General features: G+C 70.3%; 18 protein-coding genes. 8 read left to right on the top strand and 10 right to left on the bottom strand.

Annotated elements, in window-relative coordinates:
- Positions 1-8: 8 nt before the first annotated feature.
- Positions 9-824 carry an isocitrate lyase/phosphoenolpyruvate mutase family protein gene (locus K8640_RS32610; RefSeq protein WP_223750627.1) on the top strand — a complete coding sequence of 272 codons (816 nt, stop codon included), beginning with the start codon at positions 9-11 and terminating at the stop codon, positions 822-824.
- Positions 825-878: 54 nt separating this feature from the next.
- On the opposite strand, the gene K8640_RS32605 is transcribed toward K8640_RS32610, so the two are convergent.
- Entirely contained in the window at positions 879-1,328 is a 450-nt protein-coding gene (locus tag K8640_RS32605; RefSeq protein WP_223750646.1) for a MaoC family dehydratase, read from the bottom strand.
- A 145-nt stretch (positions 1,329-1,473) separates the two neighbouring features.
- On the opposite strand from K8640_RS32605, the gene K8640_RS32600 reads away from it, so the two are divergent.
- Both K8640_RS32600 and K8640_RS32595 read left to right on the top strand, forming a co-directional pair.
- Positions 1,474-1,740 (top strand): hypothetical protein, encoded by a 267-nt coding sequence (locus tag K8640_RS32600; protein WP_223750626.1) that lies wholly within the window; start codon positions 1,474-1,476, stop codon positions 1,738-1,740.
- Positions 1,741-2,201: 461 nt separating this feature from the next.
- Positions 2,202-3,641 (top strand): tail fiber domain-containing protein, encoded by a 1,440-nt coding sequence (locus tag K8640_RS32595; protein ID WP_223750625.1) that lies wholly within the window; start codon positions 2,202-2,204, stop codon positions 3,639-3,641.
- Between the two features lie 52 nt (positions 3,642-3,693).
- On the opposite strand, the gene K8640_RS32590 is transcribed toward K8640_RS32595, so the two are convergent.
- The 4 genes from K8640_RS32590 to K8640_RS32575 all read right to left on the bottom strand — a co-directional run bounded on the left by K8640_RS32590 (position 3,694) and on the right by K8640_RS32575 (position 8,554).
- Positions 3,694-5,562, bottom strand: a complete 1,869-nt coding sequence (locus K8640_RS32590; protein ID WP_223750624.1) for a metallophosphoesterase — start codon at positions 5,560-5,562, stop codon at positions 3,694-3,696.
- A gap of 189 nt (positions 5,563-5,751) precedes the next feature.
- Positions 5,752-6,897 carry a cystathionine gamma-synthase gene (locus K8640_RS32585; protein WP_223750623.1) on the bottom strand — a complete coding sequence of 382 codons (1,146 nt, stop codon included), beginning with the start codon at positions 6,895-6,897 and terminating at the stop codon, positions 5,752-5,754.
- 49 nt (positions 6,898-6,946) lie between these two features.
- Entirely contained in the window at positions 6,947-7,708 is a 762-nt protein-coding gene (locus K8640_RS32580; protein WP_223750622.1) for a crotonase/enoyl-CoA hydratase family protein, read from the bottom strand.
- Positions 7,709-7,858: 150 nt separating this feature from the next.
- The gene (locus K8640_RS32575; protein WP_223750621.1) at positions 7,859-8,554 is read right to left on the bottom strand and encodes a UdgX family uracil-DNA binding protein; all 696 of its coding nucleotides are present in this window, start codon (positions 8,552-8,554) and stop codon (positions 7,859-7,861) included.
- On the opposite strand from K8640_RS32575, the gene K8640_RS32570 reads away from it, so the two are divergent.
- Positions 8,553-9,554 (top strand): class I SAM-dependent methyltransferase, encoded by a 1,002-nt coding sequence (locus tag K8640_RS32570; protein WP_370640424.1) that lies wholly within the window; start codon positions 8,553-8,555, stop codon positions 9,552-9,554. The genes K8640_RS32575 and K8640_RS32570 overlap by 2 nt on opposite strands.
- A 33-nt stretch (positions 9,555-9,587) precedes the next feature.
- Here the strand turns inward: K8640_RS32570 and K8640_RS32565 are convergent, their stop codons facing one another.
- Entirely contained in the window at positions 9,588-10,766 is a 1,179-nt protein-coding gene (locus K8640_RS32565; protein ID WP_223750619.1) for a hypothetical protein, read from the bottom strand.
- Positions 10,767-11,001: 235 nt separating this feature from the next.
- Between K8640_RS32565 and K8640_RS32560 the strand changes: the two genes are divergently transcribed.
- Both K8640_RS32560 and K8640_RS32555 read left to right on the top strand, forming a co-directional pair.
- Complete coding sequence (locus tag K8640_RS32560) at positions 11,002-11,667, top strand: RNA polymerase sigma factor (protein WP_223750618.1); 666 nt, start codon at positions 11,002-11,004, stop codon at positions 11,665-11,667.
- Positions 11,654-13,639: a FecR domain-containing protein gene (locus tag K8640_RS32555; protein ID WP_223750617.1), complete on the top strand. Its 1,986-nt coding sequence runs from the start codon at positions 11,654-11,656 to the stop codon at positions 13,637-13,639. Before K8640_RS32560 ends, K8640_RS32555 begins: the two co-directional genes overlap by 14 nt.
- A gap of 94 nt (positions 13,640-13,733) precedes the next feature.
- Here the strand turns inward: K8640_RS32555 and K8640_RS32550 are convergent, their stop codons facing one another.
- The gene (locus tag K8640_RS32550; RefSeq protein ID WP_223750616.1) at positions 13,734-14,924 is read right to left on the bottom strand and encodes a tRNA-uridine aminocarboxypropyltransferase; all 1,191 of its coding nucleotides are present in this window, start codon (positions 14,922-14,924) and stop codon (positions 13,734-13,736) included.
- A 134-nt stretch (positions 14,925-15,058) separates the two neighbouring features.
- Here K8640_RS32550 and K8640_RS32545 point away from each other — a divergent pair, with 134 nt between their 5' ends.
- Together K8640_RS32545 and K8640_RS32540 are read left to right on the top strand one after the other, a co-directional pair.
- The gene (locus tag K8640_RS32545; RefSeq protein WP_223750615.1) at positions 15,059-15,823 is read left to right on the top strand and encodes a 16S rRNA (uracil(1498)-N(3))-methyltransferase; all 765 of its coding nucleotides are present in this window, start codon (positions 15,059-15,061) and stop codon (positions 15,821-15,823) included.
- A 33-nt stretch (positions 15,824-15,856) separates the two neighbouring features.
- Positions 15,857-17,467, top strand: coding sequence for an aminopeptidase P family protein (locus tag K8640_RS32540; protein WP_223750614.1), 1,611 nt, complete (start codon positions 15,857-15,859; stop codon positions 17,465-17,467).
- Between the two features lie 143 nt (positions 17,468-17,610).
- Here the strand turns inward: K8640_RS32540 and K8640_RS32535 are convergent, their stop codons facing one another.
- The 3 genes from K8640_RS32535 to grxD all read right to left on the bottom strand — a co-directional run bounded on the left by K8640_RS32535 (position 17,611) and on the right by grxD (position 20,835).
- Positions 17,611-18,897, bottom strand: a complete 1,287-nt coding sequence (locus tag K8640_RS32535; protein WP_223750613.1) for a winged helix DNA-binding domain-containing protein — start codon at positions 18,895-18,897, stop codon at positions 17,611-17,613.
- 110 nt (positions 18,898-19,007) lie between these two features.
- Positions 19,008-20,435: a DUF2914 domain-containing protein gene (locus K8640_RS32530; RefSeq protein ID WP_223750612.1), complete on the bottom strand. Its 1,428-nt coding sequence runs from the start codon at positions 20,433-20,435 to the stop codon at positions 19,008-19,010.
- A gap of 79 nt (positions 20,436-20,514) precedes the next feature.
- Positions 20,515-20,835, bottom strand: a complete 321-nt coding sequence (gene grxD / locus K8640_RS32525) for a Grx4 family monothiol glutaredoxin (protein WP_223750611.1) — start codon at positions 20,833-20,835, stop codon at positions 20,515-20,517.
- Positions 20,836-20,842: the final 7 nt, after the last annotated feature.

Genomic DNA, 20,842 nt, shown 5'->3' with positions numbered 1-20,842 from the left:
ACCACCCCATGCCTGTCGCGCCTCCCGATTCGATTCGAGCCTTCCGCCAGCTGCACGAGGCGGGGCTGTTGTTGCTGGTCAACGCCTGGGACGCGGGCAGCGCGCGCGTCATGGAGAGCCTGGGTGCCAGGGCGCTCGCCACCACGAGCGCGGGGGTGGCGTGGGCCCAGGGGTACCCGGACGGAGACGCGCTGCCGGTGAGCCGGTTGCTCGACACCGTGGCCTCCATCGCGCGCGTGGTGAAGGTGCCGCTGACGGTGGACATGGAGGGCGGTTACTCGGACGACCCGAAGGCGGTGGGTGAGGTGGCGCTCGGCGTGCTCGACGCGGGGGGCGTGGGCATCAACCTGGAGGACGGCTCCGGGAGCGCGGACCTCTTGTGCGCGAAGATTGAAGCGGTGAAGCGCGCGGTGGCCGGGCGCGGGCTGGACCTGTTCATCAACGCGCGCACGGATGTGTTCCTGAAGGGCATCGGTCCGGCGGACAAGCGCGTGGAGGAGACGCTGTCGCGGGCGCGGCGCTACAAGGCGGCGGGCGCGGACGGGCTCTTCGTGCCGGGCTTGAAGACGCCCGCGGAAATCAAGGTCGTGACATCCGAGGCCGGGCTGCCGGTGAACCTCATGGCGATGGCGGGGCTGCCCGCCGCGTCGGAGCTCGCCGCGCTCGGCGTGCGCCGCGTCAGCGCCGGCGCGGGCATGGCCCAGTCCATCCTCGGCCGCGTGGCCGCGCTCTCCACGGAGTTCCTGCGAGACGGCGCCGCCGCCCCCGCTCCGGAGGCGGGCATCTCCTATCCGGTGCTCAACAAGCTGATGGCGGAGCGCTGAGCACCGACGCGGGGTGCCCACCCGAGCCCCCGCATGTCAGCACCGGAGCGCGCCCTACTTCGCCTCGGGCCGCCGGGCGAACAGCGCGTTGGCGACCTCCGTCATCACCACCTCGCCGTGCTGGTTGCGCACCTCGAAGCGGAACTTGATGGCGCCCCGGTCCGCCTTGCTGCGCGACGGCGTGGTGGAGAGCACCTCGAAGCGCGCGGTGAGCGCGTCACCGGGACGCACGGGCTTGAGCCAGCGCAGCTCGTCCAGGCCCGGTGAACCCAGGCTCGCGGTCTTGCTCAACAGGTGCTCCACCGCCAGCTTGTGGCAGATGGACGCGGTGTGCCACCCGCTGGCGATGAGTCCTCCGAAGATGCCCTCGCGCCCACCCTCGTCGCTCAGGTGGAAGGGCTGCGGGTCGAACTGCTTCGCGAAGGCGATGATCTCCTCGCGGGAGACCACGTAGGGGCCGGCCTCACTCGCCTCGCCGGGTTGGAAGTCGTCGAAGTAGCGCATGACCTCTTCCATAGGCCGCTCGACGTGCCGCGGCAACGCCTTGCGTCCCCTCCTCGCCCATCACATCGATTGCTCGATTTTCTCATTAAGTGCGCTTCATGACAGACTGGCGGGGCCTCATCCCGACATCACCAAGGAGACACGGATGTTCGCGAAGCTCGAGCGGCAGCGGTCCCTGTTCATGTTGCTGTGCACCCTGCTCGTGGTGGGGCTCGCCGCCCTGTCCACGGGGGAGACCTCCGCCGCGTTCGTCCAGGACACGGGCGAGACGACCTGTGAGGAGACGGTGAGCCTGCCGCCCTCGGACATGACGCTCGCCACCAGCGAGCACTCCAACGCGGCCTGTCGCCCCACGTGCGTGGGCCCGTGCTGGTTCTGTCTGCTGGGTGTCTGTGAAAACCGCTGCATGTAGCCCTGGATTGATTCGTCCGATGTTTCGGCGCGACGCGCTCTGCAGGCTCACGCGCGAGCGCCCGTGGGCAACCGCGGTGGGGCTCATATGAGGAGCCTCTCGCCCCTCCAGTACAACAGGAGGAGCACCGCTGAGGAGTGAGGGGGCGCGGGCCATTCGAAGCCCGCGCCCCTTCAAGGACGGGGAAGGAAGGCCCCTCCCGCCACCTCGAACGCCGGCTCCTGGCCGAGCCCGCCCGACACCGCCGTCATCAACCGGTGTCCGAAATGCGGCGCCCTCGCCAGGCCCCCCAGCGCCCGACAATGCCGCGCCTGTCCCCACACCGGGCGCGAGACGCGTCACTGCCCTGGGGCGTATCGTTCACCGGCACCCGGGTAGGACACGGAGAGAACCCATCTCTCCGAGATTACCTGGCGCGTAGGGCGCTAGACTTCGGGCCCTATCTCGCCAGGAGGAATCGAATGGGTGTCAGGACATGGCTGGCCGCGCTGGGCGTCACCTTCGCGGGGCTGGGCTGTGGCTCGGATGGAGCGCGCGGCGCCGAGGGACTCCAGGGGCCGCAGGGCCCTCAAGGTCCCCAGGGGCCGAGTGGCACCGGCTGGGAGGTGGGCGAGGGGCTGGCGTTGGAAGGCAACGTCCTGCGGGTGCGCTACGACGGCGCCAACGCGCCGGTGCCGACCAGCGACCCGAGACTCACGGATGCGCGAGCGCCCCTGGCGGGCAGCGCGCACTACGTGCAGAACACCACCGCCGCGCAGACGGGCTCCTTCGCGCTCACGGGCTCGGGCACCACCCACGGGCAGCTGTCGACGCGCTCGGACCTGCTCGTCGACGCGGCCTCCACCGTCGAGTCGCCGGGTCCGCTGCTCAGGGTGCTGAACACCACGTCGGCGGGTGCGAGCTGGAAGCAGTTCCCGGTCTTCACCGTGGACTCGGCGGGAGGCCTGGTGGCGAGCGGCGAGGTGGACAAGGGGCTATTGCCGGTGTCGGGCGCGGGCACCCGGCTGATGTGGGCGCCGGGCCTCGCGGCGTTCCGCGCGGGCTACACGGAGACGCAGTGGGACGACGGCAGCGTCGGCAACTTCTCCTGGGCGGGTGGCTATCGCTCGCTGGCCAAGGGGGCCGCGTCGTTCGCCATGGGGAAGGACAACGTGGCGCGCGGTGACAGCTCCATCGCGCTGGGCGCAGGGAACACCACCAGCGAGGTGGGCGGCATCGCGATGGGGAGCGGCAACAACGTCACCGGACTCTCCGCCATCGGGCTCGGCACCGGGAACACGGTCTCGGGCCGCGGCGCGCTGGCGATTGGCGCAAGCGTCCAGGCCACCGGCAACTACAGCTTCGCGCTCGGACAGGATGTGTCGACGAACGGGAAGACGGGCGCGTTCATCTGGGGAGACCGCTCCGGCGTGAGCACGGCCAGCATCGTCAACGACAACCAGTTCATGGTCCGCGCCGCGGGCGGTGTCATGTTCTACACGAGCGCCAACCTGGGCTCGCGCTGCGAGCTGCGCACGAACTCCGCGGGGTGGGAGTGCTCGTCGGACCGGAACCTGAAGGAGGACTTCCGCCAGGTCGACGGCGAGGCGCTGCTGACGAAGGTCGCCAGGCTGCCCATCTCCACCTGGCGCTTCAAGGGCGAGGCAAGCGAGGTGCGTCACCTGGGTCCGGTGGCGCAGGACTTCCACGCGGCCTTCGGCCTGGGCGCGGGGGACAAGACCATCGGACAGCTGGACATGGACGGCGTCAACCTGGCCGCCATCCAGGCGCTGGAGGTCCGCACGCGCGAGCTGCGAGAGAAGACCGCGGAGGTCGATGCGCTCAAGAGCGAGCTCGCCGAGCTCAAGCGCGGCCTGTCCCGACTGGAAGCCGCCATCCAGGCGAAGGACTCGCGGCACTGATGAGGTGAAGGCTCGCCACGGCGCACGCTCCGCCGTGGCGAGGGCTCAGGCGCTACGGGACCTCCTCCGCACTGAGCACGGGCGGCTCGGGCGCATCCGCCACGTCCTCCAGCCGGTCCGCGGGAGGCAGCGGAGGCCGGGCCCGCAGGCTCTCCGGCATGCGGGCCGGGTCGTCGACGGGACCGGGCACTGTCTCCATCGCTTCGAGCTTCGTCGTCGTCATCCACGTCGTCGGCAGCGTCTTCGTGAGCGTGAGGGTGTCGCGCACGGTGCCCGTGGAGGTGATGAGCCGCGCCGTCAATGTGCCGCCATCCACGATGACATCCATGAAGCCGTACACCTGGTTGTCGCGCAGCGCCGTCCACGAGGGCTGGCTGCTCGGGAAGGAGCGCAGCGTCGCGCCGCCGCTGCCGACCACGACGTAGGGGATGCCGCGCGTGCCCGACGGCGCCACCGCGTCGCCCTTCATCGGCTTGCTGCGCTCGTAGTTGTGGTCATGCCCCGTGAGCACCAGGTCCACGCCGTGCTTCTCGAACATCGGCGCGTAGGCGCGGCGCACGGTGAGCTGGGAGCCATGCTCGCCGCTGGACCAGGCCGGGTGGTGGAAGAAGACGACCTTCCACGGAAGCTTGCTCGCCGCCAGGTCCTGCTCGGCCCACGCCTGCTGCGCGGATGCCGAGCACCGGTCCGAGGACGCCATGCCGATGGCGCAGTTGGAGTCGAGCGCCACGAAGTGCACGTTGCCCCAATCGAACGAGTAGTAGCGCTCGCTCTTGGCGGGGTTGTTCGCCGGCAGGTAGAAGTTGTCGAGGTAGGGCTGGCCCTGGCTCGTCACGTACTCGTGATTGCCCAGCACGGGGAACACCGGCACCTCGCGCAGCAGCGCGGCCATGGGCTTGAACATCCGGTCCTGGAACTCCTGGTCCGTGCCGGAGGAGTAGGCGTTGTCCCCCAGCGCGACGAGGAACTCCCCGCGCCACTCGGGCTTGTTCATCACCGCCATCACCTTCGACTGCGCGGAGCCGCCCGTGCCGAAGTCCCCCATCGTCGTGAAGCGCACGCGCGGCGTCCCCGGAGCCGACGCCGTGCGGAACGTCCGCAGCCCCGTGACGGAGCCGCACGCCTCCACGCTGTACCCATAGGACTGTCCCGGCCGCAGTCCCTCCAGCTTCACCGCGTGACGCCAGCCCGCGACGATGGCCGTCGCCGTGCGCGCCAGCAGCGAGCCGTCACCGAAGCGCACGAAGGGCGTACACGACACACCCGAGCGGAACGCGATGATGGCGCTCGTGGGTCCCACGCTCTGGAGGTACGGCAGGCGCGGCAGCACGGGCCCCGAGTCCGCCGTGGGCGCGGGCGGCACCGTGCGCTCACCACACGCTCGCGCCTCGGTGATGGAGGCCCAGTCGTTCACCGTGTTCCCGTTCACGGTGACGCGCACGTAGCGCGCCTGACGCGCGCTGAACGCATACGTCTGCGCCTGTGTGTTCAGCGCACTGTCTCCCGCGAGGGCCTGGGTGAAGCTCACGCCGTCCACGGACGTGGAGAGGACGAAGTGGTTCTGTCGTTCGTTGCCGCGGTGCCACGCCACGGTGACGCCCGCCACGGACTGCGACGAGCCCAGGTCCATCGTGAGGAACGCGCCCACGCCCGGCCCGCTCCAGCGCGTCGACACGTCATCGTCCTGCGAGTTCGCGGCGACGCTGCCAGCACCGTCATCGCCACTCGCCGTCGCCAGCTGCGTGGTGAGGATGCGGCAGTCGGGCGCCGTCAGCGGAGTCCCGGCGACGTCGGAGGCCTCGGGAGCGGGCGTCTCGACGGGCGCGGACTTGTCGGGAGAAGAGAGGGGCTCGTCACAGCCGGAGACGGCCGAACACAGCACGCCCAGCAGGCAAGCGGAGAGAATCGGTCGGTTGCTCATGGTCGGCCCCCAATCGACCCGCACCGCTGAACATTCCGATACCCGACAGTCGCGCATCCTCCCAGGCGGCTGGGCAGCCGAGCGCGAGCCACGGCCGTCAGGGCGCGCACGGACGAAGGGCCTCCATGCGCCCCGAGCAGGGGGAGCAAGGAGGCCCTGGGTCAGCGGCCTGCCAGGTGGAGACGCGGGCTACTTCGCCGCGTCGAGCGCCTGGGCCAGGTCATCGATGAGGTCCCGCGAGTCCTCGATGCCCACGGACAGGCGGATGAAGCCGTCGGCGATGCCGAGCTTCTCGCGCGTCTCCTTGGGCACGGAGGCGTGGGTCATGATGGCCGGGTGCTCGATGAGGGACTCGACGCCGCCGAGCGACTCCGCGCAGGCGAAGACCTTCACCGTCTTGAGGAAGGTGCGCGCCGCCTCCAGGCCGCCGTGGATGTCGAACGTCAGCATGCCGCCGAAGCCCGTCATCTGCTGCTTGGCGAGCGCGTGCTGCGGGTGCGTCTCCAGGCCCGGGTAGGTGACCTTCTTCACCTTCGGGTGCGTGGCCAGGTACTGGGCCACCTTCATCGCGTTGTGCGCGTGGCGGTCCATGCGGACGTGGAGCGTCTTCACGCCACGCAGCACGAGGAAGCTGTCGAACGCGCCGGACACGCCGCCCACCGCGTTCTGGAGGAAGTACATCCGCTCGGCGACGTCATCGCGGCTGGTGCAGACGAAGCCGCCCACCACGTCGCTGTGGCCGTTGAGGTACTTGGTGGTGGAGTGCGCCACCACGTCGAAGCCGAGGTCCAGCGGGCGCTGGAAGTACGGCGTCATGAACGTGTTGTCGGCGACGGCGAGGATGTTGTGCTTCTTGGCGACCTGGGCGATGGCGGCCAGGTCGATGAGCTTGAGCATCGGGTTGGTGGGCGTCTCCACCCACACCATCTTCGTCTTCGGGGTAATCGCCTTCTCGAAGGCGCCCGGCTGGGACAGGTCGACGAAGGAGAAGTTCAAGCCGCAGCGCTTGTAGACCTTGTCGAACAGGCGGAAGGTGCCGCCGTACACGTCGTCGGAGACGATGACGTGGTCACCGTGATCCAACATGTGCATCAGCATGTCGGTGCCCGCGAGGCCGGAGGCGAAGGCGGCGCCGTACTTCGCGCCCTCGAGCGCGGCCAGACAGTCCTGGAGCGCCTTGCGGGTGGGGTTCTGCGTACGGCTGTACTCGTAGCCCTTGTGTTCCCCCGGCCCGTCCTGGACGTAGGTGGAGGTCAGGTAGACGGGGGTCATGATGGCGCCCGTCGTGGGGTCCGGCTCCTGGCCGGCATGAATGGCGAGGGTGTCGAAGCGCATGGCGGGGGGACTAACACAGGCCCCCGGGCCGTGCATCAGCACCTCCGCATTACTCGAACTTCCCGTGCCGCCCGGCCCCCTTCGCGAAGCGGGTGGCCCCCGGGACGGACTCGGACTCCAGCACCTTGACGCCCCGGATGAACTCCTGACGCAGTGCTTCTTCCTGGGAGAGGCCCCCCTGGGCGTAGGCCGAGGCGCGGTCCGCGTTCATGCAGGCCTGGGGGAAGGCGGCCACCTCCCGGGCGAGCGCCTCGGCGGCCTCCCGGGCCTGGCCCTTGGGGACGACGCGGTTGACCAGCCCCATGCCCAGCGCCTCCTGGGCGGACACGGGGCGGCCGGTGAGGATGAGGTCCAGGGCCCGGGACAACCCGATGAGCCGGGGCAGCCGCACGGTGCCTCCGTCGATGAGCGGCACGCCCCAGCGCCGGCAGAAGACGCCGAGCACCGCGTCCTCCTCGACGACGCGCAGGTCACACCACAGCGCCAGTTCCAGGCCCCCGGCGACGGCGTGACCGCTGATGGCCGCGATGACGGGCTTGCCCAGCACCATGCGCGAGGGGCCCATGGGACCGTCGCCGTCCATCTGGAGACGCGGCATGCGGCCTTCGGAGACGGCCTTGAGGTCCGCGCCCGCGCAGAAGGTGCCTCCGTCGCCGTAGAGGACGCCGACTCGCGACTCCGTGTCCGCGTCGAACGCGCGGAAGGCGTCCGCGAGGAGCTGCGCGGTGGCACCGTCCACGGCGTTGCGCACCTCGGGACGGTGGAGGACGACGGTGGTGACGGGGCCGTTCTTCTCGGTGCGCACGCTCATGGCGCGGAGTCTTCTCCGCGCGCTGCCGCACCGCAATCACCTCGGCGCGCGGACGCCCCCTGCGCTCTGCGAGGACGCATTGCGGCGAGGGTGATGGCGCAACCACATGCTCACGACCACAAGGCTTCTGCCTTCGCGGCCCCACCGCCATCACATCGGCGCGTGCGCGTCCTCCCCTGCCCTGTCCGAGGACGCCTCGCGGATGAGCCGCGCCACCGCGCGCAAATCCTCGACGAACGCCTCGCGCTGCCGCTCCCGGGCCTCCGGGTCCGGCGCTCGCAGGATGGACGAGGGGTGCACCGTGGCCACGACGATGGGCGCCCACGCGGAGGGAATCGGCTGCCCTCGCTGCTGCGTCACGCGGAAGTCCTTGCCGAGCAGCGCCTGCGCCGCGGTGGCCCCCAGGCACACGAGGATGTCGGGGCGGAACACCTGTATCTCCGCCTCGAGCCACGGCAGGCACGCGCGCACCTCGGTGGTGTTGGGCTTCGCGTGGATGCGGCGCTTGCCGTCCCCCGTCCACTTGAAGTGCTTCACCGTGTTGGTGACATACGCCTGCGAGCGGTCGATGCCGGCCTCCTCCAGCGCCTCGTCCAGCAGCCTGCCGGACGGCCCCACGAAGGGCCTGCCCTCACGGTCCTCCTGGTCTCCAGGCTGCTCGCCCACCAGCATCACCCTGGGGCCTGGACCGGGCCTCCCCACCGGCTCGCCGAACACGGTCTGCGTCCCCGTCTTCCACAAGGGACACGCCTGACAGCCCGAAGCGGCTTCTCGGAGCTTGTCGTACGTCGGAGACTCAGGGATGAGTGGGGCCGCGGTGGTCTGGACGGAGGGACGCTTGGGCATGGCTGACCCACAAGGTATTCACGGCAACGGCGGCGACGACGCGGCACCCCAGGCGGAGGCCGGCATGTTCGCCAACCGGCTGCGCAAGGGCTCGAAGCACTTCCGCAGGTGGGCTCGCGCCCAGGGGCTGACGGCCTTCCGCGTCTATGACCGGGACATTCCCGAGTACCCCTACGCGGTCGACATCTACGGCGACTGCGTGCACGTCACCGAGTACCCACGCCGCAAGGCCCTCAAGTCCGGCACCGCGGAGACGCAGCGCGAGGAGGTCCTCGCCGCGGTGACCCAGGTGCTCGAGACGCCCGCCGAGCGCGTCTTCGTCAAGACGCACACGCCCCAGCCCTGGGGCCGCGCGCAGTATGGCCGCGTGGGCGAGGGCAGCGGTCGGCTCGTCGTCGAGGAGCGCGGCCTGAAGTTCTGGGTCAACCTGGGCGACTACCTGGACACCGGCCTCTTCATGGACCACCGCGACACACGCCAGCGCGTGCGCGAGGAGGTCCGGGGCAAGCGCTTCCTCAACCTCTTCGCGTACACGGGCGCGTTCACCGTCTACGCCGCCGCCGGCGGCGCCGCGAGCACCGTGACGGTGGACCTGTCCAACACGTACCTCGACTGGGCCGAGGACAACCTGGACCTCAATGGCCTCGCGGACGCGCGCCACGAGCTGGTCCGCGGCGACGCCAAGGCCTGGGTGGAGGCCCAGGCCCGAGGCCCCGAGCGCTTCGACCTCATCGTCTGCGACCCGCCCTCCTTCTCCACGTCGAAGAAGATGACGGGCTCGTTCAACGTGCAGCGCGACCACGTGCGCATGCTGGACGCGCTCCGGACGCTGCTGTCCCCCGGAGGCGTCCTCTACTTCTCCAACAACTTCCTCGGCTTCCAACTGGACGCCAAGGCGACGCGCGGCTGGAAGTCCGTGGAGGAGCTCACGCCCGGCTCCATCCCCGAGGACTTCCAGCGCAAGGACATCCACCGTTGCTGGCGGATGGTGGCGCCCTGACGAAGCGAGGGCGCCACCCGGGACGTCACCTGGCTACAGCCAGCACGCGTTCTCGACGCAGCGCTCGCCCGCGGGGCACTCGCAGTTGGCCACACAGGCCTGGCCACTGCCGCGGTTGACGGGCTTGCACACGCCGTCGGTGCACGCGTGGTTCTCCGGGCACTCGCAGTTGGCGCGGCAGACGTTGCTGGAGCCCGCGTCGGGAGGCGGAGGCGTGGGCGCGCGGCAGGAGCCGTTGGTGCAGACCTGACCGGAGGGGCAGTCGCAGTTGGCGGCGCAGTACGTGCCCGGCCCCGCGTCGGGAGGCGGAGGCGGCGGCTGCGGAGGACGGCAGTAGCCGCTGGTGCAGACCTGACCGGAGGGGCAGTCGCAGTTGGCCATGCACGTCTGGCCCGGCTCCGGCTGCGGCGAGCGGCACTGGCCGTTGGTGCAGACCTGGCCGGAGGGGCAGTCGCAGTTGGCGCGGCACTCACCGCCGTGGGGAATCGGCAGGCAGTAGCCGATCTGGCACGAGTAGTCCTCGGGGCACTGCGTGGTGGACTCGCACTGCGCCCGGCACTGGCCGTCCACGCAGTCCTTGCCATCCCTGCAGTCGTACGCCGAGCGGCACGCGTTCGGGTCCGGCGGACGCGGGCGGCACACGCCCGAGACGCACGCCTCGTCGCCAGAGCAGTTGGAGTCCGTCGAGCAGCCGCGCACGCACTGGTTGTTGATGCAGTAGTTGCCCGCGCCGCAGTCCGCGTTCACCCAGCACGTGGGGCCGGGGCCCGCGTCCGTCACGGGACCACCGTCGATACCACCGTCGGGGCGGGAACCGCCGTCGGGGCGCGACCCGCCATCCGGACGAGGACCACCATCGGGAGTGCCCGCGTCGGGGCGCGGCGTGGAGGAGGGCGTGCAGAAGCCGCCCTCACAGCGACCACTGGGGCACTCGCCGTTGCGGACGCAGGGCTGAGCACAGAAGTTGTCGAGGCAGATCTGCGTGCCGGGACACTCGAGCGAGGAGGAACACCGCTGGGTGCCGGAGCCGACGTCTCGACAGTACCCGCCGACGCACTGCTGACCCGAATCACAGTCGGCGTTGGTGGAGCAGTAGCAGACGTCCTCGTCGTCCATCCAACTGTCGTCGGGCTCGTGGATGATGCAGCCTTGGAGGAAGGCGAACAGCACGAGCAGCGGCGCCAGCAGGCGTCGCAGGGGGTTGTGCCTCATGAGCGGGGACTCCGAGCTACGGGGAACCGGTCCGGCCACCGGGTGGGTTGTCCGGTTTCACCCGCGTTGGACTCCGGGGCGCTGACGGCTGATCAAAAATCTTTTTTGATCGTCCCACGCCGCCGCGGCGACCCAGGGGCACGGAGGTAGTGTGCTGACCTGGACCTTTCACATGGACGGTGGGGCGCTCCTGCAAGGGGGAACCTCGCGGCGGGTCCCGGAGGGAGAGCGTCCAGTGATTCTCCGTGATGCCCAGGCACTGGCGACCGCCGCCTCGCCCGAAGAGCGCCCTGGGCCAGGTCCGGCCATACCTCCCACGTCGGATGAGCCGCAGCTGCGGCTGCTCGTGAGCCGGCTCCAGGATGGGGACCTCACCGCCTTCGAGCGTCTGTATGAAATGACGAAGGTGGACGCGGCGCGCACCTTGCGGCACTTGGTGGGCAATCGCGTGGACGTGGAGGACCTGCTCCAGGAGACGTACCTGCGGCTGCTCACGGCGGTGAAGGGCTATCGGGGTGAGTCGCGCTTCCGGACGTTCTTCTATCGGGTGTGCTCGAACGTGGCGCTGTCGCATCTGCGGTGGAAGCGCAGGAGGCCGGAGGACTCGGTCGCGGAGCCGCCGGAGTGCGAGTCTTCGGGCGAGGACCCGGAGGCCGCGGCGCAGCGCAGGCAGGCGGCCCGGCTGGTGGAGCTGGCGCTGGAGCGGCTCAAGCCCAAGAAGCGAATCGTCTTCGTGTACTACGAGCTGTGCGGAATGAGCCCGGACGAAATCGCCGAGGCCGTGGGAAGCTCTCCCAACACCGTCCGCAGCCGGCTGCACCACGCGAGATTGGAGTTCAACGAGGCCATGCAGCGACTGCTCGCCACCCGCCGCCCTGGAGGCCCGTATGGCTCACCCTGAGGCAGGCGCGCTGTGGTCGCTGGCGGCCGACGAGCTGAGCGCCGAGGACTCCGCGCGCATCCGGGCGCATCTGTCCGAGTGCCCCGCGTGCGCCGCTCAGTGGGAGCAGATCCGCACGAGTCGCGCCATGCTGCACGAGGCCCGTCAAGTGGAGCCCGTGGTGCGCTGGGACGCGGTCGGCACGGCCCTCAGAGCCAAGGTCGCCGCGAGCACGGAGGCGAAGCGCACGCGGTGGCCGTGGGCGCGGACCGACGCGACCGCGAGCTCGGGGGCACAACGCACGCGGTGGCCGTGGGTGCGAACCGACGCGACCGCGAGCTCGGGGGCACAACGCTCGCGGTGGCCGTGGGCACGAACCGACGCGACCGCGAGCTCGGGGGCACAACGCTCGCGGCGGCCGTGGGCACGAACCGACGCGGCCGCGAGCACCGGGGCACAGCACGCGCGATGGCCGTGGGCCCTGGCACTCGCGGGGGCCTGTGCGGTGGCGCTCGCGCTCTTCCTCATCAGCATCTCGACGACACGCGGGACGCCCACGAGCGAGGTGCTCGCGGGCAAGGCGACGACGTCGGACGAGGCGCTCGCGGGACGGACGACCGTGCCCGCGGGCACGGAACTCGTAGAGCAGACGAGGTCGACAGACGAGGCGCTCGCGGAACAGCCTGGGTCCACGGGCAGCACGACGTCCTCGGAGAGCGCGGTGGAGTCGCTCGCGATGGACGGCAACCCCGCGCGGACCGACAGCGTTCCGGGAGCGGTGCTCAAGGAACAGGGCGGGCAGGAGCGCGAGCTGCGCGCCGGGATGCGATTGCGCTCGGGTGTCGCGGTGAAGACGCCCGCGAAGGCCTCCGCGATGTTGCGGCTCCCGGATGCAAGCCAGGTCCGCGTGTCCGCGGGCTCCGAGGTGGAGCTGTCGAAGGCCGAGCCGAGCGACGTGCACCTCACGGTGCATCAGGGCCGCTTGTCGGTGAAGGCCTCGCACGCCGAGCGGCGCGGCTTCCGCGTGGACGTCGCGGGCCTGCGCGTGTCCGTGGTCGGCACGGTCTTCACCGTGGAGCGCACGGCGCTGGGCGCATCCGTGGCGGTGTCCGAGGGCCGCGTGCGCGTGGAGCTGGAGGGACAGCCCGCGCGCATGGTGGGCGCTGGCGAGCGCGTCGAGCTGCGCTCCCGCGACCAGGCCCTGAAGCAGGAGAAGTTGTCCCAACCGGACCGCGAAGCGCTGGAGGTGTTCGAGCGTCCGACCGAGTCCTCGACCCAGGATGTCGGCACCACGGTGCCCACCGCCGCGAACCCTCCCGCGCGAGCGCAGGACGTGTTGCCCGCGGTGGCCCACGCGCCGCAGGCTCCGAGCACGGTGAAGTCCGCCGTCGCGACGGCGCCGGTGATGAAGGCGCAATCGAAGAAGCTCGTGGTCGCATCCCTCTCGCCTCAACGCGAGAGCCCCCCTGCGCCCGAGCTGCCCGACCCCGTGGCCGTGCCGCCCGACACCGAGGACGCGCCCCAGGCAGAGCCTCCCGCCACCGTCGCCACGACCCAGCCGCCGTCCTCTCCCCTCGACCCGTCGCAGGACTTCGCGCCCTACCCGGCCCCCTCGGTGACGGAGCGCATGACGCCGCCACGCGCGCCCGCCACTGCACCCTCGCAGCCCACGAAGGTGGCGGAGGCCACGCCGCCGAAGAAGGATGACCACAATCCCCAGGCGCTCCTGTCAAAGGACGCGGACGAGAGGTTCCTCGGGTATGCGCGGCTCCAGCTCAGTCAGCGCAGCTGTGAGAACTACCTCGCCGGCCTGGAGGAGATCGCCGACAAGAGCCCGCGCAAGAAACACCGCGAACAGGCGCGCTACCTGCGCGCGCGCTGCTTCGAACAGCGACTCCAGGGACAGGACGCGAAGCTCGAGTACCGTCAGTACCTGAAGGAGTTCCCGCGAGGCCGCTACGTGCGCGAGGCGGGCGCGGCCATCCTGCCGTAGCCCCCGCGCACCCGGGGCGCTCCATCACCCAAACCAGACACCCGAGGCGTTGTCGACGCGCCCCTGTCCGACCGAGCTCAACCGCCGTCCCGCGTCAGCCCTCGGTGCCGGTGCGCTGCTTCACGCGCTTCATCGGCTCGCTCGCCTGGCCTCGCTCCACCAGCACGCGCAGCACGGACTCCAGCGCGCGGATGCGCGTGCCCGCGCGTCCCGGAGCCCAGCGCGGCACGTCCGGCCCCGAGAGCAGCTCCATCGCGTGCTCCACCCCGCCCGCCTTGCCCTCCAGCGCGCGCGCCGTGGCCAGCCGCACGTTCCTCGCGGGCCTGCGCGCCACCCCACCCTCCCACAAGAGGTCGAGCGCGAACGTCGTCCACACCGCCAGCTCATCGTCCGGACGCAGGAACTGCTCGAACCGCGCCAGCGCCGCGGCCCGAGTCTCGCCCGCGCGCAGCACCTCTTCCGACAGCTCCACGTGCAGCGTCGTGCTGCGAGCCAGCGGCCGCTCCGGCGCGATGATGGCCTCGAAGCGCTCTCCCGAAGCGGGGCGACACGCCACCACGTGCACCAGCTCGGCCGGGATGTCCGCGCCCGTCGGGTGCGCGTTGGCCTCGCCGTAGAACACCACCAGGTTCTCGAAGGCCTGCGCCAGCGAGCGCAGCTCGAACGGCGGACGCCACGGGCCGTAGTGGATGCGGCGGCGATTGGGCGAGGTCCGCGTCGCCTGACGCCCCAGCTGCGTGTCGACCATGTACTCGAACGCGCGCAGCATCGTGTCGAACTTCTCCGGCTGACCCTCGAGCAGCCCGAGAATCTCCACCACCGCCTCGATGGTGGACACACAGTGGTCCGCCGGCTCCGCGCGGATGCGGTAGTTGCTCGGACGCCGAGGCACGAAGCCGATGCGCGGCAGCCCCGCGAGCACGGGGTTGCGCGACACGACCTTCTTCGCCTGCGGCCACGTCCCGTCCACGACGATGAGCGTCTTCGGCGGCCGCGCGCGCGCATCCTCCACGGAGATGGCGTCCTCGCCCGGGAAGAGCACCGCGACGGAGTCCGGGTCCTTCGCCAGCTCCTCCAAGCGGGAGTGGCCCGTGAAGTCGACGCCCTGATGAATCTCGGAGTTGGCCAGCGCCAGGTGCGCCATGCGCGCGGTGCCGATGGCCACGCGGCGCTCACGGGGGTGCTGGAGGAAGACGACGCGGGTGCGCGTGTCCAGCCGGGGCGGCAGTTGCGAGCAGTAGCAAGCGCTCTCGGGGCGGTGGCAGCGAAGACAAAGGGAACGCACAGCCCGGCTTTACGGCACGGCCCGGAACCGGGCAAGCACTGCCGGTGCAGGGGCCCGCCGCCAGCCAGGGCGCCAGGCGCTCCCGGGGGAAGAACCCACCCACGCCCCCGCCAGCCGGGGTACACAGGCCCCCCGTGAACCTGCTGCTGCTCTTCGACGAGGACTTCCTGCCGGACGGCACCGCCCGGCTCACCGGCCGCCGCGCCCAGCACGCCCGGGAGGTGCTGCGCGCCGAGCCCGGTGAGTCCCTGCGCGTGGGGCGCCTGGGCGGCCTGACGGGCTCGGGCGAGGTGCTGGAGAACAGCCCCGGCGTCCTCCACCTGCGCGTGTCCCTCACCGAGCCCCCTCCGCCCCGTGCGGGCATCGACCTGCTGCTCGCCATCCCCCGCCCCAAGGCCCTCAAGAAGGTCCTCCCGGCCGTGGCCTCGCTGGGCGTGGACCGCATCGTCCTGGTCAACGCCGCCCGCGTGGAGAAGAGCTACTTCGACTCCAAGGTGCTCGACGGCGCGTTCGTGAGGGACCTGCTGCTTCAAGGCCTGGAGCAGGCACGCGACACCCGCCTGCCCGAGGTCCTGGTCCGCGAGCGCTTCCGCCCCTTCGTCGAGGACGAGCTCGACAGCGTCTTCCCCACCGGCGCCGTCCGCCTGCTCCCCCACCCTCCGGCGACGCAGCCCCTGCGTCAGGTGGCCGCGGCCCCCGGCCAACGCTCCGTGCTCGCCATCGGCCCCGACGGAGGTTGGGTGTCGTTCGAGGCCCAATTGTTGGAAGCCCACGGCTTCCGCCCCTTCTCGCTCGGGCCGCGCATCCTCCGGGTGGAGACGGCGGTTCCCGTGCTCGTCGGGCAAGTAGCCCTTCTCGGGGAAGACACTGCTCCGCGTCACGATGCAGGTGGCACTTGAAGGGGGTGGGCCGCTGGCCGAGAGTTATCGGCCATGGCCACGTCCATCCCTTCGTCCTCGGTCGCTTCCGACAGCACGCAGCCCGCGGTCGGTGAGCAGCAGTCCCTCGTCACGTCGGAGCCGCAGGCTCCAGCGGCGAAGCCCGCGAGCCACGACTCGCTGCCGCCCCAGGCGCTGCTCGACTTCATGCTCGAGAAGTGGAAGCCCGCGTCGGGGAAGCTGCCGCCGAAGATCAAGTACGCGGAGTCCTTCAAGGCCCGTCGCAAGGCGCTGTCGCAGGCGTTCCCTGGCGAGACGCTTGTCATCCCCACCGGCCACGAGAAGGTGCGCGCGAACGACACGTACTACCGCTTCCGCCCGGGCACGGACTTCTACTACCTCACCGGCAACATGGAGGCGGACTGCGTGCTGGTGCTGGAGCCGAAGGAGGGCGGCGGCCACACGGACATCCTCTTCGTGGAGCCCAACCCGGGCCGCTCGGACGCGACGTTCTTCACGGACCGGGTGAAGGGCGAGCTGTGGGTGGGTCCGCGCCTGGGCGTGCCGGAGAGCCGCGCGCGCCATGACGTCGACGAGGCGCGCGGACTCGACACCCTGAACGCATACCTCAAGGGCCTGAAGGGCTCGGCGAAGACCCCGCGCGTGTTGCGCGGACACTCGGCCAAGGTGGACGCGGAGGTGGCGGAGGGCGGCGAGCGCGACAAGGCGCTGGCCACGTTCCTGTCGGAGATGCGGCTCATCAAGGACGCGCAGGAGCTGCGCGAGCTGCAGATCTCCATCGACGCCACGCAGCGCGGCTTCGAGGACGTCATCCGCAGCCTGAAGGTGGCGAAGACGGAGCGCTACGTGGAGGGCATCTTCAACCTGCGCGCGCGGGTGGAGGGCAACGACACGGGCTACAACAGCATCGTCGCCAGCGGCTCTCACGCGTGCGTGCTGCACTGGAACCGCAATGACGGTCCGCTCGTCCCCGGGGACCTGCTCCTGCTGGACGCGGGCGTCGAGGGACACACGCTCTACACCGCGGACATCACGCGCACGCTGCCGATCAACGGCCGCTTCTCGCCGGAGCAGAAGGCCATCTACGAGCTGGTGTACGCGTCGCAGGAGGCCGCGTTCGCGGCGGTGAAGCCGGGCAACGACTTCATGGAGCCCAACCGCGCCGCCATGCGCGTCTTGGCCGAGGGCCTGGAGAAGCTGGGCATCCTCGAGGACGCCGAGGAGGCGCTCAAGGACGAGCACCAGTTCTACAAGCGCTACTCGTTGCACAACGTCAGCCACATGCTGGGGCTGGACGTGCATGACTGCGCGCAGGCGCGGCAGGAGGCCTACAAGTACGGGAAGCTGCAGGCGGGCATGGTGCTCACGGTGGAGCCGGGCCTGTACTTCCAGAAGGACGACCTCACGGTGCCCGCGCGCTACCGCGGCATCGGCGTGCGCATCGAGGACGACATCGTCGTCACCGCGCGCGGCTGCAAGGTGCTGTCCGGCAACATCCCGCGCACGGTGAAGGACATCGAGGCGTGGATGAGCGGCGTGTGGAGCGCCGACAAGGCGTCCGCCGCCCCCAAGGGCAAGAAGGCCGCCGCGAAGAAGGCGAAGGCCCCCGCCGCGAAGAAGGCCAAGGCCGGCAAGCGCAAGTAGTCCCGTGTCACGTCCCGGCCCCACCACGAAGCAGGTGCGGGCCGGGAGCTCGGCGCCGTGACCTCGCGGTCGAGCCGCACCGGGCACGAAGTCCTCCGAGGTCCGTATCCACGCGTGCCCGCGTTCCGCTGCGCGGCGTGCTCTCAGGCCACCGGGGCGAAGCGCACCTCGTGCTCCGAGGCCTCCGCCGCCGCGAAGGAGAGCAGGCGCAGCCCCTCCTCCGTGAGCGCCTCGCGGTCCTCGCGAGACAGTCGGGCGAAGGGCGAGACGTGCAGCGTGACGCGCGTCTTCTCCCACTTCAGCTTCCACATGCCGCGCACGAAGCCGTCCACGAGCACCGTCGGACGGATGATGCCGTTGACGGTGAAGACGCGCTTGCGATGCGGCTCGGAGATGACGCGCGCGCGGTCCGAGTGGGACAACAGCAGGTTGTCGAACTCGGGCACGAAGCGCACGGGCACCGGCGAGTCACCGTCGGGCCGGGGCGCGTCGGGGAGGTCGAACAACTCGACGCCCTGCTCGTCACGGAACACGCGAAGCTCGGAGCGCATCCGCTCGAAGACCTCGCCCAGTCGCACGAAGCCGGACCAGTGCTGCATGTCCTTCACGCTGGCGGGACCGAAGGCGCCCAGGTAGCGCCGCACCAATGACTCCAGTGCGAGCGCGGGCTCCAGGGGCGCACCGAGCCACGACGCCGACGGAGTGAACGTCACCTCTCCGCCCACGCCCCAGGTGCCGAACGGAGGCACCGTGACGAGCGACTCGGCGACCCGCACCACGAACGCCAGCGACTGCGCATCCCGCTCCGGCCAGCGAGCCTGGAGACGCCGCCCCAGTTCCACCGAGCTCAGGGGCTCACGCGAGAGGAGCCGACGTCCCTCGGCGAGCAGCGCATCCATGTCCAGCCCCGCGAGCTCTCGCGGATACGCGCTGTGATTGAACATCCGGTCCAACACGGGCTGGAGCGCGGGGCGCAGCGACTGGTAGTCCCGCGCGGTGACCAGGTGCTGCGTGGAGCGCAGCAGCGTCGCCCGAACCACTTCCCGTTGCTCGTAGCGTCGGGTGAGGTCCTCGAGCTGGAAGTCCTCCATCCGCGTCCACAGGCCCAGATACGGCGCGTTGCCAGCCTGGGCCTGGAGCCCCACCAGGTGCTCGAGAACATGGGGCACGGACTCACGGGTCCGTCGCAGCAGGAACTGGCGCGCGAGCAGCGCCCGGTTCAGCTCACGCTTCGTCAATACGGGCGTCAGCGCCGCCTTCGCACCGCTCCGCGTCGCGGAGGAGGAACGCTTGCGAGGTGTCGTCACGGCGGCCTCCTGGGCCCCCCGAAGCACCGAGCCCCGCCGGGGACGCGCCCCGTCTCCCTTCGAGCGTTGCGCGTCCACGGGCACGAAGGGAAACGGCAGGAACATCAGGGGAATGGGAATCATGGGGCGTGGGTCCTCGCGAGTCCGGGACAGCTCGACGGCTTCGTGAGACGCACCATGACGACCGGGCGTGACAGCTATATGTCAGGTATGTAGGCCCCCGGACACACGCCTCAAGGCGTCGGAGCGGGAGCCACCTGAGGAGGCACCTCGTCGGCCGGAGCCGGGGCCGCCCCGGGCACCGTCCCACCCGAGGGCGCGGCCGGCGTCTTCCGCGTCTTCTCCCACTCCTCGGTGGACAGCGGGAGGACCTCTTTCAGCGTGGAGTACTTCACCTCCAGCTCACGCGGGTCCGTGCGCGTGTCCGCCCCCGCGGAGAAGGACAGGCGATTGATTTCGTGCCCGTCCTCCGTCTCCAGCACCACCCGCCAGTTGCCGGGCTTCAGGTTGGAGGTCGTCGCATAGTAGCGATAGCCGCCATCCGTCCCGTTGCTGCTGACGTTGGCGACGAAGCCGCTGCCGTTCGTCGTCCACCCCTTCTCCGGGTGGTCGTAGTACCAGCGCACGCGCACCTTGTAGGGCGCGAAGTTCTTCGGCGCGAAGATGCGGAAGAAGTAATACGGCTTGTCGCCGGGGCGGATGACGAAGTCCGGACCGAACCACGTCCACGGCTTGTACCAGACCGAGTCATCCACCGAGGTCAGCTGGTACACGCCCGGGCTGACGCGCTTCACGTCGTGGAAGATGCCCGAGTACTGCACCGCCAGCGGGATGGGCGGGATGATGCCCACCAGGTAGCAGGCCAGCAGCGCCGCCTGCACCCCGAAGCCCGGCACCGCCACGTTGCGCACCAGGTACTGCATGTCCGGACGCCAGCGCGCCATCAGCCGCATCAGCCCGTACATGCTCGCGCAGCCCAGCGTCACCGACAGCAGGAAGACCCAGAAGCCGATGCGCCCGATGAGCACGGGCAGCAGGCACGCGAAGTACATCGTCACGCACAGGCTCAGCAGCGAGACGCGCACCACCGGGCCCATCTTGCGGAACAGCGGCAGCTCGTTGGCCACCAGCAGCGCGAACATGCCGACGACGAAGAGGTAGGGCGTGAAGCCCGACGTGCTCTTGAACAAGAGCAGCATGAAGACGCTGAGCAGGCTGCCGAAGAAGAAGTGGATGGCGTCCTCGCGCCAGCGCCACACCTTCTCCAACAGCTTCGGCGGCTCCGTGCCCTCCGGGTAGCGCTGCTCGAGCAGGAGCAGCGTCGCCAGGATGACCAGGTACCCGAAGCTCTGCACCAGCGTCAGCTTGTCGTCGATGCGGCTGAGCGAGACGATGTCGTAGAGGAAGCCGCCGAAGAAGAACGCGGCCATCTCCCACTTCTCGTGCCGCGTGCGGAACGCCTGCACCTTCTCCATCAGCGTGGGCGTCTTCGCCGTGGCCACCAGGTCATCGGGGTCCACCGCGACGGGCACGACGACACCCGGGGCGGCCTCCGTCACGACGACGTTCGCGGGGACGACGGCCTCCGGCGTCGGGGCACCCGACGGCTCGGAGGTCTCTTCGTTCTTCTGGGAGGTGTTGGGCGGAGTAGCGGTGACCACGGTGTTTCCTCGCGGTAGCGGCCGCCCATTCTAGCCGCTTCGAGGGGAGCGGGTCTCCCCTCCCCCCGAGGCCCCCGGCTCAGGCCGGGGACTTGCCCGCGACCAGGTCCGCCAGCTCGCCGCTCTCGGCCAGGCCCGACAGGATGTCGACGCCGCCGACGAACTGCCCCTTGATGAAGATCTGCGGAATGGTGGGCCAGTTCGTGTAGTCCTTGATGCCCTGGCGCACCTCCGGGTCCGCCAGCACGTCCACCGTGAAGACCTCACCGTGGGGCTGCAGCAGCTGCAGCGCCCGCGCGGAGAAGCCGCACTGGGGGAACAGGGCGTTGCCCTTCATGAAGAGGACGATGGGGTGCGACTGGGTGATCTGGTCGAACCGGGCCTTGAGGTCGGGGTTCATGGGGTGT

The organism is Myxococcus sp. XM-1-1-1 (genome assembly GCF_020037095.1).
In the GTDB taxonomy this organism is placed as follows: Bacteria; Myxococcota; Myxococcia; order Myxococcales; family Myxococcaceae; genus Myxococcus; species Myxococcus fulvus.
Note: the sequence above shows the minus strand (reverse complement) of the source record. Positions and strands in the feature narration are given on the sequence as shown.

Coding starts and splice junctions, on each gene's coding strand:
- K8640_RS32610 (WP_223750627.1), top strand. CDS start 9: ATGCCTGTCGCGCCTCCCGATTCGATTCGAGCCTTCCGCCAGCTGCAC.
- K8640_RS32605 (WP_223750646.1), bottom strand. CDS start 1,328: ATGCGCTACTTCGACGACTTCCAACCCGGCGAGGCGAGTGAGGCCGGC.
- K8640_RS32600 (WP_223750626.1), top strand. CDS start 1,474: ATGTTCGCGAAGCTCGAGCGGCAGCGGTCCCTGTTCATGTTGCTGTGC.
- K8640_RS32595 (WP_223750625.1), top strand. CDS start 2,202: ATGGGTGTCAGGACATGGCTGGCCGCGCTGGGCGTCACCTTCGCGGGG.
- K8640_RS32590 (WP_223750624.1), bottom strand. CDS start 5,562: ATGAGCAACCGACCGATTCTCTCCGCTTGCCTGCTGGGCGTGCTGTGT.
- K8640_RS32585 (WP_223750623.1), bottom strand. CDS start 6,897: ATGCGCTTCGACACCCTCGCCATTCATGCCGGCCAGGAGCCGGACCCC.
- K8640_RS32580 (WP_223750622.1), bottom strand. CDS start 7,708: ATGAGCGTGCGCACCGAGAAGAACGGCCCCGTCACCACCGTCGTCCTC.
- K8640_RS32570 (WP_370640424.1), top strand. CDS start 8,553: ATGGCTGACCCACAAGGTATTCACGGCAACGGCGGCGACGACGCGGCA.
- K8640_RS32575 (WP_223750621.1), bottom strand. CDS start 8,554: ATGCCCAAGCGTCCCTCCGTCCAGACCACCGCGGCCCCACTCATCCCT.
- K8640_RS32565 (WP_223750619.1), bottom strand. CDS start 10,766: ATGAGGCACAACCCCCTGCGACGCCTGCTGGCGCCGCTGCTCGTGCTG.
- K8640_RS32555 (WP_223750617.1), top strand. CDS start 11,654: ATGGCTCACCCTGAGGCAGGCGCGCTGTGGTCGCTGGCGGCCGACGAG.
- K8640_RS32540 (WP_223750614.1), top strand. CDS start 15,857: ATGGCCACGTCCATCCCTTCGTCCTCGGTCGCTTCCGACAGCACGCAG.
- K8640_RS32535 (WP_223750613.1), bottom strand. CDS start 18,897: ATGATTCCCATTCCCCTGATGTTCCTGCCGTTTCCCTTCGTGCCCGTG.
- grxD (WP_223750611.1), bottom strand. CDS start 20,835: ATGAACCCCGACCTCAAGGCCCGGTTCGACCAGATCACCCAGTCGCAC.